At 61.9% G+C, this 14,654-nt stretch carries 13 protein-coding genes; 5 read left to right on the top strand and 8 right to left on the bottom strand.

Going from position 1 to position 14,654, the window contains the following annotated elements:
- Nucleotides 1–300: 300 nt before the first annotated feature.
- Nucleotides 301–489, top strand: coding sequence for a hypothetical protein (locus QMX86_RS18475; RefSeq protein WP_042607160.1), 189 nt, complete (start codon nucleotides 301–303; stop codon nucleotides 487–489).
- A gap of 68 nt (nucleotides 490–557) precedes the next feature.
- Here QMX86_RS18475 and QMX86_RS18470 read toward each other — a convergent pair whose 3' ends face one another.
- The 7 genes from QMX86_RS18470 to QMX86_RS18440 form a co-directional block, all read right to left on the bottom strand.
- Nucleotides 558–1,100: a DUF2058 domain-containing protein gene (locus QMX86_RS18470; protein WP_282385731.1), complete on the bottom strand. Its 543-nt coding sequence runs from the start codon at nucleotides 1,098–1,100 to the stop codon at nucleotides 558–560.
- A gap of 26 nt (nucleotides 1,101–1,126) precedes the next feature.
- Nucleotides 1,127–1,960, bottom strand: coding sequence for a nucleoside triphosphate pyrophosphohydrolase (mazG, locus tag QMX86_RS18465; RefSeq protein WP_130930143.1), 834 nt, complete (start codon nucleotides 1,958–1,960; stop codon nucleotides 1,127–1,129).
- A 133-nt stretch (nucleotides 1,961–2,093) separates the two neighbouring features.
- Nucleotides 2,094–4,337, bottom strand: a complete 2,244-nt coding sequence (relA, locus tag QMX86_RS18460; RefSeq protein WP_041479585.1) for a GTP diphosphokinase — start codon at nucleotides 4,335–4,337, stop codon at nucleotides 2,094–2,096.
- A gap of 101 nt (nucleotides 4,338–4,438) precedes the next feature.
- On the bottom strand, nucleotides 4,439–5,815 hold the full coding sequence (gene rlmD, locus QMX86_RS18455) for a 23S rRNA (uracil(1939)-C(5))-methyltransferase RlmD (RefSeq protein WP_130930142.1): 1,377 nt from the start codon (nucleotides 5,813–5,815) through the stop codon (nucleotides 4,439–4,441).
- Nucleotides 5,815–6,717 carry a cysteine synthase CysM gene (cysM, locus tag QMX86_RS18450; RefSeq protein ID WP_041479583.1) on the bottom strand — a complete coding sequence of 301 codons (903 nt, stop codon included), beginning with the start codon at nucleotides 6,715–6,717 and terminating at the stop codon, nucleotides 5,815–5,817. The genes rlmD and cysM overlap by 1 nt, the downstream gene beginning before the upstream one ends.
- A gap of 209 nt (nucleotides 6,718–6,926) precedes the next feature.
- The gene (locus tag QMX86_RS18445) at nucleotides 6,927–8,351 is read right to left on the bottom strand and encodes a sensor histidine kinase (protein WP_282386481.1); all 1,425 of its coding nucleotides are present in this window, start codon (nucleotides 8,349–8,351) and stop codon (nucleotides 6,927–6,929) included.
- Nucleotides 8,338–9,060 carry a response regulator transcription factor gene (locus QMX86_RS18440; protein WP_282386479.1) on the bottom strand — a complete coding sequence of 241 codons (723 nt, stop codon included), beginning with the start codon at nucleotides 9,058–9,060 and terminating at the stop codon, nucleotides 8,338–8,340. Before QMX86_RS18440 ends, QMX86_RS18445 begins: the two co-directional genes overlap by 14 nt.
- A 206-nt stretch (nucleotides 9,061–9,266) precedes the next feature.
- Here QMX86_RS18440 and QMX86_RS18435 point away from each other — a divergent pair, with 206 nt between their 5' ends.
- Both QMX86_RS18435 and QMX86_RS18430 read left to right on the top strand, forming a co-directional pair.
- A complete protein-coding gene (locus QMX86_RS18435; protein WP_282386477.1) occupies nucleotides 9,267–12,020 on the top strand; it encodes a response regulator in 2,754 nt (917 codons plus the stop codon).
- Nucleotides 12,021–12,101: 81 nt separating this feature from the next.
- On the top strand, nucleotides 12,102–13,091 hold the full coding sequence (locus QMX86_RS18430) for a 2-hydroxyacid dehydrogenase (protein WP_122707458.1): 990 nt from the start codon (nucleotides 12,102–12,104) through the stop codon (nucleotides 13,089–13,091).
- Between the two features lie 6 nt (nucleotides 13,092–13,097).
- Here the strand turns inward: QMX86_RS18430 and QMX86_RS18425 are convergent, their stop codons facing one another.
- Nucleotides 13,098–13,556, bottom strand: coding sequence for a hypothetical protein (locus QMX86_RS18425; protein WP_273526086.1), 459 nt, complete (start codon nucleotides 13,554–13,556; stop codon nucleotides 13,098–13,100).
- A gap of 134 nt (nucleotides 13,557–13,690) precedes the next feature.
- Here QMX86_RS18425 and QMX86_RS18420 point away from each other — a divergent pair, with 134 nt between their 5' ends.
- On the top strand, nucleotides 13,691–14,125 hold the full coding sequence (locus QMX86_RS18420; RefSeq protein WP_016773638.1) for a hypothetical protein: 435 nt from the start codon (nucleotides 13,691–13,693) through the stop codon (nucleotides 14,123–14,125).
- Nucleotides 14,125–14,529: an META domain-containing protein gene (locus tag QMX86_RS18415; RefSeq protein WP_282386473.1), complete on the top strand. Its 405-nt coding sequence runs from the start codon at nucleotides 14,125–14,127 to the stop codon at nucleotides 14,527–14,529. The genes QMX86_RS18420 and QMX86_RS18415 overlap by 1 nt, the downstream gene beginning before the upstream one ends.
- Nucleotides 14,530–14,654 lie beyond the last annotated feature (125 nt).

Below are 14,654 nucleotides of genomic sequence, written 5' to 3'. Positions count from 1 at the left end.
GCGTTTTTTTTTCGTCTGCAGAAATCAGCCGGGAAACTTCCGGTCAGTGTTGTTGTTCGTTCCCACGCTTCGCGTGGGAACGATCAAAGACAGGGATCCAGAGTGTTCTGGAGATGAAACTTCTGTCATGAAACTTACTACCCTGCGACCGAATGTCGCGGTTTACGCGGCCTCCAGCTTTGTTGCGAAATCCGCAACAACACCTTGCGCCAATCGGCAGTTTACTTAGCTGACTAACAAATCCTATAACAGAGTCCTGCACACGCCTTGGTGCAGTAACTTGAGATCTGGAGCTAGCAGATGACTGTAAAAGTAACTGAACGCGACGATTCACACATGTCCCATGAAGGCCTGGCCGCCGGCATCCGTATCTGGGATGTGCATCAACAAGACTTGCTGGTCGGCATGTTCCACAACGAGATCGATGCACATAACTACAAGGCCGAGCTGGAAATGCAGGAACAGCAACGAGAACTGAAGTCCGCCTGAAACAACACAGCATTTGAAAACGACAAACCCCGCCATGAGCGGGGTTCGTCGTTGTTACAGCCTTGGATTTACCACATCAGATCGTCAGGGATCTGGTACGCCGCGTACGGATCGTCCTCAGCGTTGACCTCTTCGGTCTGCACGTTGAGCTGGACGATGCGCTGCGGGTCGCGCTCCTGGATCTTCAGCGCAGCTTCACGGGGGATCACTTCGTAGCCGCCGTTGTGGTGCACGATCGCCAGCGAACCGCTGCTGAGCTTGTTGCGCATCAGCGTGTTGACCGATATGCGCTTGACCTTCTTGTCATCGACGAAGTTGTAGTAGTCCTCGGTGGTCAGCTTGGGCAGACGCGAGACTTCGATCAACTGCTTGACCTGCGCAGCGCGGGCCTTGGCCTCGGCCTTCTCTTTCTGCTGACGGTTCAGTTCCTGGTCGCGCTTGACCTTCTCGGCCATGGCTTCCTGGGCGGCGCGCTGCTGCGAATCGTCCAGCTCGGCCTGGCCTTTGTGGGCCAGACGCTGTTGCTTCTGCTTGTCTTTGCTGACCTGCTTGGCCTGCTTTTGGTTGACCAGGCCTGCTTTGAGCAACTGGTCGCGAAGGGAAAGGCTCATCAATGCTTACTCACTTGGGCAACGGCTCAGCCGCAGCTGGGCTCATTCTTTTCCTGGCGTTTGGCTTCGCCCCACAGGGCGTCCAACTCTTCGAGGGTGCAATCTTCCATGGGACGGTGGGTGTCGCGCAATGCCTGTTCGATAAAACGGAAACGTCTTTCAAACTTGCCATTGGCGCCGCGCAGAGCGGTTTCCGGATCGACCTTCAGATGCCGGGCCAGATTGACCACGGAAAACAGCAGATCGCCGATCTCGTCGGCCACCGCCACAGGATCATTTTCCGACATGGCTTCGAGCACTTCATCGAGCTCTTCGCGGACCTTGTCGAGCACCGGCAAAGCATCCGGCCAGTCGAAACCGACCTGCCCGGCGCGCTTCTGCAACTTGGCTGAGCGCGACAGTCCCGGCAAGGTGGCCGGCACGTCGTCGAGCAAGGACAACTGCTCGGGCGCCGAGGCTTTCTCGGCGCGCTCTTCGGCCTTGATCTCTTCCCAGCGCTGCTTGACCTGCTCTTCGCTCAAGCGCGGCACGTCGAGCGGCGCATACAGGTCGCCCGTCGGGAACACATGCGGATGACGGCGGATCAGTTTGCGCGTGATGCTGTCGATCACCCCGGCAAATTCGAACCGCCCCTCTTCCTTGGCCAACTGGCTGTAATACACCACCTGAAACAACAGATCACCCAACTCGCCCTGCAAATGGTCGAGATCGCCACGTTCGATGGCATCGGCCACTTCATAGGCTTCTTCGAGGGTGTGCGGGACGATGGTCGCGTAGGTTTGCTTGATGTCCCACGGACAGCCGAACTGCGGATCGCGCAGACGGGACATCAGATGGAGCAGGTCTTCGAGGCTGTACATCATTTTTCTGTCTCACCACAAAACCATTGTGGGAGCGAGCCTGCTCGCGAAAGCGCTGTGTCTGCAACAAAGATGTCGACTGACACGCCCTCTTCGCGAGCAGGCTCGCTCCCACAGGGAACAATCAATGGCATCACGGGGTACGGTTACGCCGCGTTTCGATGATGTTCGGCAGTTGCGAAATCCGCCCCAGCAGCCGCCCCAGCGCATCCAGACCGGGGATCTCGATGGTCAGCGACATCAGCGCAGTGTTGTCTTCCTTGTTCGAGCGGGTGTTGACCGCCAGCACGTTGATGCGCTCGTTGAGCAGCACCTGCGAGACGTCACGCAGCAGCCCGGAACGGTCGTAGGCGCGGATGATGATGTCCACCGGATAGGTGAGCACCGGCACCGGGCCCCAGCTGACCTGAATGATCCGCTCCGGCTCGCGCCCGCCCAGTTGCAGCACCGAGGCGCAGTCCTGGCGGTGAATGCTCACGCCACGGCCCTGAGTGATGTAACCGACAATCGCATCGCCCGGCAGCGGCTGGCAGCAGCCGGCCATCTGCGTCATCAGGTTGCCGACGCCCTGGATCTGGATATCGCCGCGCTTGCCCGGTTTGTAACCGGTGGCCTTGCGCGGGATCAGCTCCAACTGTTCGTTGCCGCGCTCCGGTTCGACCAATTGCTGCGCAAGGTTGACCAGATGCGCCTGACGCAGGTCGCCGGCACCGAGGGCGGCGAACATGTCTTCGGCGGTTTTCATGTTGGCCTTTTCGGCCAGCTTGTCGAAATCCACCGCCGGCAATCCGAGGCGATTGAGTTCGCGCTCGATCAGGGTTTTACCGGCCGCAACGTTCTGATCGCGAGCCTGCAATTTGAACCAGTGAACGATCTTCGCCCGCGCCCGCGAGGTGGTGACGTAACCGAGGTTCGGGTTCAGCCAGTCGCGGCTCGGCGTGCCGTGCTTGCTGGTGATGATCTCGACCTGCTCGCCGGTCTGCAGGCTGTAGTTCAACGGCACGATACGGCCGTTGATCTTCGCGCCCCGGCAGTTGTGGCCGATTTCGGTGTGCACCCGATAGGCGAAATCCAGCGGCGTCGCGCCTTTCGGCAAGTCGATGGCGTGCCCGTCTGGAGTGAAGATGTAGACCCGATCGGGCTCGATGTCGACGCGCAACTGTTCGGCCAGACCGCCAATATCACCCAGCTCTTCATGCCATTCGAGGACCTGACGCAGCCAGGAAATTTTCTCTTCGTAATGGTTCGAGCCGGATTTGACGTCGGTGCCCTTGTAGCGCCAGTGCGCGCAGACGCCAAGTTCGGCTTCTTCGTGCATGGAGTGGGTGCGGATCTGCACCTCGAGGACCTTGCCTTCCGGACCGATCACCGCCGTGTGCAGCGAGCGGTAGCCGTTCTCTTTCGGGTTGGCGATGTAGTCGTCGAATTCTTTCGGGATGTGCCGCCACAGGGTGTGGACGATGCCGAGCGCGGTGTAGCAGTCGCGCATTTCCGGCACCAGCACGCGCACCGCGCGAACGTCGTAGATCTGGCTGAATTCCAGACCCTTGCGCTGCATTTTGCGCCAGATCGAGTAGATGTGTTTGGCCCGGCCGCTGATGTCGGCGTCGACGCCGGTGGCCTGCAGTTCGTCCTTGAGCTGGGTCATCACGTCGCTGATGAAACGCTCGCGATCCAGCCGCCGCTCGTGGAGCAACTTGGCGATCTGCTTGTATTGATCGGGTTCGAGATAGCGGAAGGACAAGTCCTCCAGCTCCCATTTGATGTGACCGATGCCGAGGCGATGGGCCAGCGGCGCATAGATGTCGAAGACTTCGCGAGCGACGCGGTTGCGCTTTTCATCGTCGGCGGTTTTCACCGCACGAATCGCGCAGGTGCGTTCGGCCAGTTTGATCAGCGCAACGCGCACATCATCGACCATGGCCACGAGCATCTTGCGCAGGTTCTCCACCTGCCCTTGGGTGCCCATGACCATTGATTGCCGTGGGCTGAGGCTGGCGCTGATGGCCGCCATGCGCTGCACGCCGTCGATCAGCTTGGCCACTACCGGACCGAAGCGCTGGCCGATGGCCGCCAGCTCGATCTGGCCTTCGCGCACGCCGCGATACAACACGGCGGCGACCAGCGAATCCTGATCGAGCTTGAGGTCGGCGAGGATCTCGGCGATCTCAAGGCCAGTGCTGAAACTGCCGGAGCCTTCGGCCCACAGATTCTTCTTCGCGTTGGACTGCTGTTCGGCCTCGCGAGCGAACTCGCAGGCCTCTTTCAAGGCCTCGCGATCCAGTGCCAGATCGACACTGACCGCGTGATCGAGCCAGGCCTCGAGATTGATACTGCCGTCGGTGTTGATCGGCTGGTGTGCTCTCACCTGTACCATGCTGCTTTACCTTCCCTACGACGCAGATTCAATGCGTCAAATCGCTGATCCTCAGTGTCCGTTCGCGCTCGCGGGGCTCAGGCGAGCGCTGCGCGGACAGATCAGACGGATTCAGACGAGCCGTCCTGGCTCGCTTCAAATAACGCCATGGCCTCGACATGTGCCGTCTGAGGAAACATATCGAGAATCCCGGCACGTTTTAACCGGTAGCCCTGCTTGATCAATTCCTGCGTGTCGCGCGCCAGCGTGGCCGGGTTGCACGACACATATACCAACCGTTTGGCACCCAGGGTCGCGAGCTTGCGCACCACCTCGAAAGCACCGTCACGCGGTGGGTCCAAGAGTACCGCAGAAAAGCCGTTTCCGATCCACTGGGCATCGGTCAAAGGCTGGGATAAATCGGCTTGAAAAAACTTTGTGTTATGCAAATTGTTACTGATGGCATTTGCAGCGGCACGCTCGACCATGGTCTGCACACCCTCCACCGCCACCACTTCACGGACGCTTTTGGCCAGCGGTAACGCAAAATTTCCCAACCCGCAAAACAGGTCGAGCACGCGTTCTTCAGCCGCTGGTTTCAGCCAGTCCAGCGCTTGGGCGATCATCGCTTCGTTAACCCTCGCGTTGACCTGAACAAAGTCTCCCGGCCGGTACGCCAGCTCAAGATCCCACTGCTCCAGGCGATAACCGAGGCTCTGACCGGCCTCGACCGGTTGCGGTTCGCCTTCGCCATGCAACCACAACTGCGCTTCATGAAACCGGCAGAAATCCTTGAGGATGCTCAGATCCGCTTCGGACAACGGCGCCATGTGCCGCAGCAATACCGCCAGTGATGAGCCGCTGAACAACTCGACATGGCCCAACGCTTGCGGTTTGCTCAAACGACGGAGCATCTCCGGCAAGCGGGTCATGATCGGTTGCAAGGGCTGTACCAGCACCGGGCATTCGCTGATCGCGACGATGTCCTGACTGCCGGCGGCGCGGAAACCTACTTCGAGTTTCTTTGCCTTCATGTCCCAGCGCACGGCGATCCGCGCGCGCCGACGGTAGCCGAATTCCGGGCCGGTCAGCGGCGCCGCCCATTCTTCAGGTTCGACACCGGCCACCCGCGACAATTGCTCGGCGAGCATGCGCTGTTTCAGGGCGAGTTGTTCGTCGTGGGGCAAGTGCTGAACGCTGCAACCGCCACAACGGCCGAAGTGCGCGCACGCTGCCGGACGACGCAATTCGCTGGCAGTGAATACCCGTTCGGTACGCGCCTCGACCACTTTGCCGTGGGCGCCGAGCACCCGTGCTTCGACCTCTTCACCGGCAAGGGCGCCGAGGACGAACCAGGTTTTGCCTTCGAAAAACGCGATACCGCGACCGTCATTGGCCAGGCGCTCGATACTCAAGCGCTGCTTTTTGCCGGTCGGGATCTGTGGCGCCTTGCTGCCGCCGGTGGGCTGGAAGCGCAGGCCTCTCTCGTGTTTGGCCATCAGTTCGGCGCGTCGAAAATGCCGGTCGACAGGTAACGGTCGCCACGGTCGCAGATGATCGCGACGATCACCGCGTTTTCAACTTCTCTGGACAAGCGCAGCATCGCTGCCACCGCACCGCCCGAGGACACGCCGCAGAAGATGCCTTCTTCGCGGGCCAGGCGCCGGGTAACGTCTTCGGCTTCGCTTTGCGCCATGTCGACGATGCGATCGACGCGGTCAGCCTGATAGATCTTCGGCAGGTATTCCTGCGGCCAGCGGCGGATGCCGGGAATGGCCGAGCCTTCCATCGGTTGCAGACCGACGATCTGCACGCTGTCGCTCTGCTCTTTGAGGTAGCGCGACACGCCCATGATGGTGCCGGTGGTGCCCATCGAACTGACGAAATGGGTGATGCTGCCCTGGGTCTGACGCCAGATTTCCGGGCCGGTGGTGGTGTAGTGCGCTTCGGGGTTGTCGCCATTGGCGAACTGGTCGAGCACCTTGCCACGGCCTTCGGCTTCCATACGCTGGGCCAGATCGCGGGCGCCTTCCATGCCCTCTTCCTGAGTCACCAGGATCAGCTCGGCACCGTAAGCGGTCATCGCCGCTTTACGCTCGGCGCTGGAGTTGTCCGGCATGATCAGGATCATCTTGTAACCCTTGATCGCAGCGGCCATCGCCAGCGCGATGCCGGTGTTGCCGGAGGTCGCCTCGATCAGCGTATCGCCGGGATTGATCTGCCCGCGCAACTCGGCGCGAGTGATCATCGACAACGCCGGGCGGTCCTTGACCGAACCCGCCGGGTTGTTCCCTTCGAGCTTGAGCAAAAGGGTGTTGCTGGTGGCGCCGGGCAGGCGCTGCAAACGCACCAGCGGCGTGTTGCCGACGCAATCGGCGATGGTTGGGTACTGCAAGGTCATGGCGTATTCGCAATCCAGACGTGCGGGGTCGCCTATCATACCGGCAAACCCGCGCAGGCCATATCACGCAAAGTGCGGTGCTTATGGTTTATGGGAATAAGCAAATAAAAGTCGCGCCAGTGGTGCGACTTTTATTTGAGTAACACTCAGTTCTTGTGGTGATGCTTGAATTCGCGAGCAGGCTCGCTCCCACAGGGGATGAATGTTGCTTATGCGATCTGCGGTGAATGCACAGCCATTGTGGGAGCGAGCCTGCTCGCGAAGGCGTCCGCATGGGCAATACCATCATCCGCCAGCAAGCGCAAATTCAACCGCAGCCCCGCCCCGGTGTTTTGCGCCCAGAGCAACCCGCCCTGGCGCTGCACCGCATTACGCGCAATGCTCAAGCCCAGGCCAAAGCCACCATCCCCGGGTCTCGATCCATCCAATCGAATGAACGGCGAAAAGATCCGCTGCAGATCTTCGTCAGCCACGCCGCCGCCCTGATCCTCCAGCCACAAATGCCAATACTCGCCATCGCGCCGTGCATCGAGACGCACAATCCCGCCCTCGGGCGAGTGACGAATGGCATTGCGCAGGATGTTTTCCAGCGCTTGCGCCAGGGTATTGAGGTTGCCGCGCACCCAGCACGATGCCTCGACCGAGCATTGCAGTTGCAGACTCGGCCAGCCGCTTTCATAGCAGGCGTTGTCGGTAAGCATTTCCCACAGCGCCTGAATCTGGATCGCTTCATCCGGCAACGGCGAGCGGTCGGTGTCGAGCCAGGCCAGTTGCAGGGTGTCATCGACCAGCCGCTGCATGCCGTCGACCTCGCGGCCGATGCGCTCGCGCAATTGCGCCAGGCCCTGTTCGCTTTCACTGGCCACGCGCAGGCGGCTCAGCGGCGTGCGCAGTTCGTGGGACAGGTCGCGCAATAATTGCTGCTGCAAGGCGACCGTGGTTTGCAGGCGCTCGGACATGGAATCGAAGGCCCGCGCCAGCTCACCGAGTTCATCCGGGCGCTGGGTGATGCCGCTCGACAGGCGCACGTTCAACTGATCAGCGCGCCAGGCGTTGGCCTGTTCGCGCAGGTTATTCAGCGGCACCACCAGCAGGCGATACAGGCCGACACAGAGCAACAGGGTGAACAGCCCGGGAATCACGCCGTTGGTGATCACCCGCCAGAACACCCGGTACTTGCCCGGGACAAAACGTTCAGGCAGCTCGATGACGAGGATGCCGGCGGCCGGATCCTGAGGGAACGGTACCCGCAGCCAAGGTCGGCCCTTCTTGTGGATCGGCCAGTCGAGGCCGCGCAAAAAGGTCAGGTGCTGCACCTCTGCCGCGTTCAACGGCTGGCTGCTCAGCGACTGCAAATCAGCGCCGATCACGCCGACCCAACTGGCCTCGCGCAATTCCATGCTCTGCAACCAGTCATCGACGCCATTGCGCCCGCCGCGCTGCCACGCTTGTTCGGCTTGCGCGGCGTAACGGCTGAGGGTGCTGCGCGCGTCACTGGAGAGGAACTGATTGCGCTCCTCCATGTAGCGGCCCCACGACCAGCTCAGCCAGATCATCAACAGACAAAACGCCACCAGCAGGCACGCCAGTTTCCAGAACAGCGAATGCCGCCCCGGCAGTTCAGACAGTTTCATCGGCGCCACTCAAGACATAGCCCTTTCCCCACACCGTGCGCACTTCGCGCTCGGTGTAACCGATGGCTTTGAGTTTGCGGCGGATCTGGCTGATGTGCATGTCGAGGCTGCGATCGTGCGCCGCAAAGCCGCGTTGCAGGACGTGCTGATAAAGGAAGGCCTTGCTCAGTACTTCCTCGTTGTTGCGATGCAGGGTTTCCAGCAGACGGAATTCGCTGCGGGTCAACCCGGCCGCTTGCTCGCGGAAAAACACGTCGCACTGTTCGTCATCGAAACGCAGGGTGCCGCTGACCACCGCAGCGGTAATCGCAGGCGGGCGCCGATCCAGGGCCACGCGGCGCAGGATCGCTTCGATGCGCACATGCAACTCGGCCATGCTGAACGGCTTGGGCAGATAGTCATCGGCACCGAGGCGGAAACCGCTGATGCGATCGGCCTCGGCACCCAGCGCCGACATCAGCAACACCGGCGTCGAATGGCTCTGCCGCAATTGCGTCAACAACTGCAGACCATCGAGCCCCGGCAGCAGAATATCCATCAGCACCACGTCGAAAGGCTGACGCTGGGCGATGTTCAGACCTTCCTGGCCGTTCTGGCACCAGGTCACCTGAAAACCGCTGCGGCCCAGATGCTCGTGCACATACGCGCCGAGGACCGGATCGTCTTCAATGGAAAGGATGCGTGGCTGCCCAACGGAAACAGGAGTCATGAGTATCTGCAAGTAATTCTCAGTTGGCGGATTATTCAAGATTGTCCGACAGCGGGCAACACAAGCTTGGCCTGTCGGACGAACGAGTGCGTCGGCGGCGCTGCATTTTCCGCAAGATTGCCCGCCTGCAAATCGCTACACTGCGCCCATGTCGCGTGCCGGATGCACGCATGTGTCAACAGATCAGCGGGATGCGGGAGATAGGCGTGCTCAAGAAACTGGGAATCAAAGGTCGCGTGCTGTTGCTGACCTTGTTGCCGACCAGCCTGATGGCGCTGGTGCTGGGTGGCTATTTCACCTGGACGCAGCAGACCGACCTGCACAGCCAATTGATGCAGCGCGGCGAAATGATCGCCGAGCAACTGGCGCCGCTGGTGGCGCCGGCGATGGGTCACGGCGACGCCGATCTGCTTGAACGCATCGCCACCCAGTCCCTTGAACAACCCGACGTGCGCGCGGTGACTTTCCTCGCGGCGGACCGCTCGCCACTGGCCCACGCCGGCCCGACCATGCTCAATCAGGCCCCGAGCGGCGACAGCGCGCTGCTGCAACGACGCAGCGGCAATGACGCGACGCGCTACCTGATGCCGGTGTTCGGCAAGCACCGCAACCTCGCCGGCGAAATCATTCCCGAAGAATCCGAACGCCTGCTCGGCTGGGTCGAGCTGGAGCTGTCGCACAACGGCATGTTGCTGCGCGGCTATCGCAGCCTGTTCGCCAGCCTGCTGCTGATCGCCGCCGGACTTGCCGGCGCCGCCCTCCTCGCGTTGCGCATGGGCCGCACCATCAACCGTCCGCTGAGCCAGATCAAACAGGCTGTCGCGCAGCTCAAGGACGGTCATCTGGAAACCCGCTTGCCGCCCCTCGGCAGCCAGGAGCTGGACGAACTGGCCTCGGGCATCAACCGCATGGCCGGCACCCTGCAGAATGCTCGCGAAGAATTGCAGCACAGCGTCGATCAGGCCACCGAAGACGTGCGGCAGAACCTGGAAACCATCGAGATCCAGAACATCGAACTGGACCTAGCGCGCAAAGAAGCGCTGGAAGCCAGCCGGATCAAATCCGAATTCCTCGCCAACATGAGCCATGAGATCCGCACGCCGCTCAACGGCATTCTCGGCTTCACTCACCTGTTGCAGAAAAGCGAACTGACCCCGCGCCAGCTCGACTACCTAGGCACCATCGAAAAGTCTGCCGACAGCCTGTTGGGGATCATCAACGAGATTCTCGATTTCTCGAAAATCGAGGCCGGCAAACTGGTACTCGATCACATTCCGTTCAACCTGCGCGACCTGTTGCAGGACACCCTGACCATCCTCGCTCCGGCCGCGCACGCCAAGCAGCTTGAGCTGGTCAGCCTGGTCTATCGCGATACGCCGCTGTCGCTGGTCGGCGATCCGCTGCGCTTGAAGCAGATCCTCACCAATCTGGTCAGCAACGCGATCAAGTTCACCCGCGAAGGCACCATCGTCGCCCGGGCGATGCTCGAAGACGAACACGAAGACAGCGTGCAACTGCGCATCAGCATTCAGGACACCGGCATCGGTCTGTCGAGTCAGGATGTCCGCGCGCTGTTCCAGGCTTTCAGTCAGGCCGACAATTCGCTGTCGCGCCAACCCGGCGGCACCGGGCTGGGGCTGGTGATTTCCAAGCGCCTGATCGAACAGATGGGCGGCGAGATCGGCGTCGACAGCACGCCGGGCGAAGGTTCGGAATTCTGGATCAGCCTGAGCCTGCCCAAGACCCGCGACGATGCCGAAGACCTGCCCGCCGCGCCGCTGCTCGGGCGCCGTGTGGCGGTGCTGGAAAATCACGAACTGGCGCGTCAGGCCTTGCAACATCAGCTGAAAGACTGCGGACTGCAAGTTACGCCGTTCAATACTCTGGAGAGCCTGAGCAATGGCGTCACCGGCGCGCATCAGACCGATCAGGCGATCGATCTGGCGGTGATCGGCATCACCAGCAACGACATGCTCCCGGAACGCTTGAACCAGCACATCTGGGACCTCGAACATCTTGGCTGCAAAGTGCTGGTGCTGTGTCCGACCACCGAACAGACGCTGTTTCACCTGTCGGTACCCAACCCGCACAGCCAGCTTCAGGCCAAACCGGCGTGTACGCGCAAATTGCGCCGGGCGCTGTCCGATCTGGTCAATCCGCGCCAGACCCGCAGCGAACCGGGCGAGCCGCTGTCCAGCCGTGCGCCGCGCGTGCTGTGTGTCGACGACAACCCGGCCAATCTGTTGCTGGTGCAGACCCTTCTCGAAGACATGGGCGCCCGCGTGCTCGCGGTGGAAAGCGGTTACGCGGCCGTCAAAGCCGTGCAGAGCGAATCGTTCGATCTGGTGCTGATGGACGTGCAGATGCCGGGCATGGACGGTCGCCAGACCACCGAAACCATTCGCCAGTGGGAAAGCGAGCGGCATTGCACGCCGCTGCCGATCGTCGCCCTCACGGCCCACGCCATGGCCAACGAAAAACGCGCGCTGCTGCAAAGCGGCATGGACGACTACCTGACCAAACCGATCAGCGAGCGGCAACTGGCGCAGGTGGTGTTGAAGTGGACCGGACTGGCCCTGCGCAATCAGGCACCTGAGCGCAACGGCGACAGCGCGGCGAGTCAGCAGGAACTGCCGGTGCTCGATCACGAAGAAGGCTTGCGTCTGGCGGCGGGCAAGGCGGATCTGGCGGCGGACATGCTCGCTATGCTGCTGGCCTCGCTGGAAGCCGACCGCGAAGCGATACGCGCCGCGCGTGACAGCCACGACCAGAATGCCCTGCTCGAACGCGTGCACCGCTTGCACGGCGCGACCCGTTATTGCGGCGTGCCGCAACTGCGCGCCGCCTGCCAGCGCAGCGAAACCCTGCTCAAGCAGGACGATCCGAAAGCCGCCGCCGCACTGGATGAACTGGAGCGCTCGATCAATCGACTCGCGGCGCAGGCGCGCATCAGCGCCTGATCCACGGCAAGGCACGGCGCGCGCAAAGCGCTACAGTTGTCGCGGGCCATTGCGGCCCGCGTCGATGTTCCAGGAGGATTCATGCGCACGATCATTTTCAGCAGCCAGACCTACGACCGCGACAGCTTCCTCGCCGCCGACTGCCCGGCCGGGCTTGAATTGCATTTTCAAGCGGCGCGACTGAGCCTCGATACGGCGGCATTGGCCGAGCAGCACGAAGTGGTCTGCGCGTTCATCAATGACGACCTCAGCGCCCCGGTGCTGGAACGCCTCGCTGCCGGTGGCACGCGGCTGATTGCCCTGCGTTCGGCGGGTTACAACCATGTCGACCTGCCGGCGGCGAAACGCCTCGGCCTGGCCGTGGTTCGTGTGCCGGCCTACTCGCCGCACGCCGTGGCCGAACATGCCGTGGCGCTGATCCTCGCCCTCAATCGTCGCTTGCATCGCGCCTACAACCGCACCCGCGAGGGCGATTTCAGCCTGCATGGCCTGACCGGTTTCGATCTGGTCGGCAAGACCGTCGGCATCGTCGGCACCGGGCAGATTGGTGCGACCTTCGCGAAAATCATGCACGGCTTCGGCTGTGAATTGCTCGCCTACGATCCGTATCCCAATCCCGAGGTGCAGGCGTTGGGCGCACGTTATCTGAGCCTGCCGGAGTTGCTCGCGCAGTCGCGGATCATCAGCCTGCATTGCCCGCTCAACGAGCAGAGCAAGCACCTGATCAATCGCGATTCACTGGCGCACATGCAGGCGGGGGCGATGCTGATCAACACCGGGCGTGGCGGGCTGGTGGACACGCCAGCGCTGATCGACGCGCTGAAGGACGGCCAACTCGGTTATCTGGGGCTGGATGTTTACGAGGAAGAGGCGCAGCTGTTTTTCGAGGATCGCTCCGACCTGCCATTGCAGGACGATGTGCTGGCGCGTCTGCTGACGTTTCCCAACGTGATCATCACTGCGCATCAGGCGTTTCTGACCCGCGAGGCGCTGGGCGCGATTGCCGCGACCACCCTGCACAACATCGCGACCTGGGCGGCAGGTGCGCCGCAGAACCAGGTCGAGGGTTGAACGGTTTTACTTGGACAGCGAAGACGCCAGGATCAGCAAGCCCAGCCAGCCGAACCCGAGCAGGCGCTGCTTGCTGGAGTGGCCGTTGCGCAGCAGGAACCAGACGAAAAACGCCGGCAGCAGAAACACCATGATTTTCAGCCAGCCCTCCACCGGGCGGCTGCCATCGGCGTTGAGCGGTTGCTGCTCCTCGCGGGCCTGTTCTGCGGCCTGCTGACGACGGCGACGCCCTGCTGCTGCCGGCATCACTTTGGGTAAAGGCTCGGACACTGGCGGCGCAACCGCCTCGGGCACTGCGTTGTTACGTGGCAGGCTGCCGAAGGAAATCGTCGAGGCTTGCACCGGTGCCGCCGTCGATTGCGCCTGCATGGCGGCGTGCTCGGCCATCGGCGCGCCGCAGTGAATGCACGCCAGCGCTTCGGAACTGATGCTCCGCTTGCATTCATAACATTCGATCAGCGCCATGTTCCGTTCCTTCAGATTCGGGGGCCGGCAGTTTGCCATGACTGTCGGCGCATTTGAACCGGATCGAAGGTCGCACGCGTGCATCATTCTGCAATCGAGCCCGTGCTAGCATGTCGCGCATATTTGGAGGACCCATGGTCGAACACGATTTCCGCTACACCCTGATGAACCCGCAACACACCCTCACCGAATGCCGCGCCCTGGTTCCGGGCCGCTATCAGGTGACCGGCAACGGTGGCTCGATCCGTATCGGCGATGCCCTGTTGGTCACGCTCAAAGGCAGCAAGGATTTGTCCATGCGCCTGACCGTCGACACGGTGCGCCACCTGATCAATCCGCCAGGCCAATGGACCGCGATGACCACAGGCCCGGTGTTCGGCGAACTGGCCATTCACACCTGGCAGGTCAACTGCGACAGCTGCGCGAAAGAGCTGAGCTTCGAATTCGCCGTGGATGCCAAACTCGGCAAGTCCGCCGAGAAACCCGCCGCCACCGCGCGCATCGCCGAGCTGGGCTGGAAAGCCGTCGGCGACAAGCACCTGTGCCCGAAATGCCAGGAGCCTGCGTGATGAAACGCCTCGCCCTGACCGCACTGATCGGTGTCGGCCTGGCCGGTTGCGCCGCAGAGCCGGTGCAACTGCAGCACAACCGCAGCTACATTCTGGAATGGATCGGCGAGCGGCCACTGATGGACTACAGCCATCTGACCGTGACCCTCGGCGATGACGGCCGCGCCTACGGCAACGGCGGCTGCAACCATTGGTTCGCGCCGTACATGCAGGACGGCGACAAGCTGAGCTTCGGCAAGATCGGCAAGACCCGCAAGCTCTGCGCCCCGGCGTTGATGGAGCAGGAACAACGCTTCTTGCAGGCGCTGGAAAAAGTCGAGCGCTGGGACATTTCGCCCATCGAGCAGATACGCTTCTGGCCTGCTCAAGGCAAACCGTTGCGCTGGTGGCTGGAAGAGGGCTGAGCCCCTTCTGTGCCCACAGGGGTTACCTGTGGCGAGGGGATTCATCCCCGTTGGGCTGCGTAGCAGCCCTGAGTTTGCAGTTCGCCCGGAACTGCGCATGGGGCCGCTTCGCGACCCAACGGGGA

It is taken from the genome of Pseudomonas sp. PS01270 (assembly GCF_029959775.1).
In the GTDB taxonomy this organism is placed as follows: Bacteria; Pseudomonadota; Gammaproteobacteria; order Pseudomonadales; family Pseudomonadaceae; genus Aquipseudomonas; species Aquipseudomonas atacamensis.
This window is presented reverse-complemented; position numbering and strand designations above follow the sequence as displayed.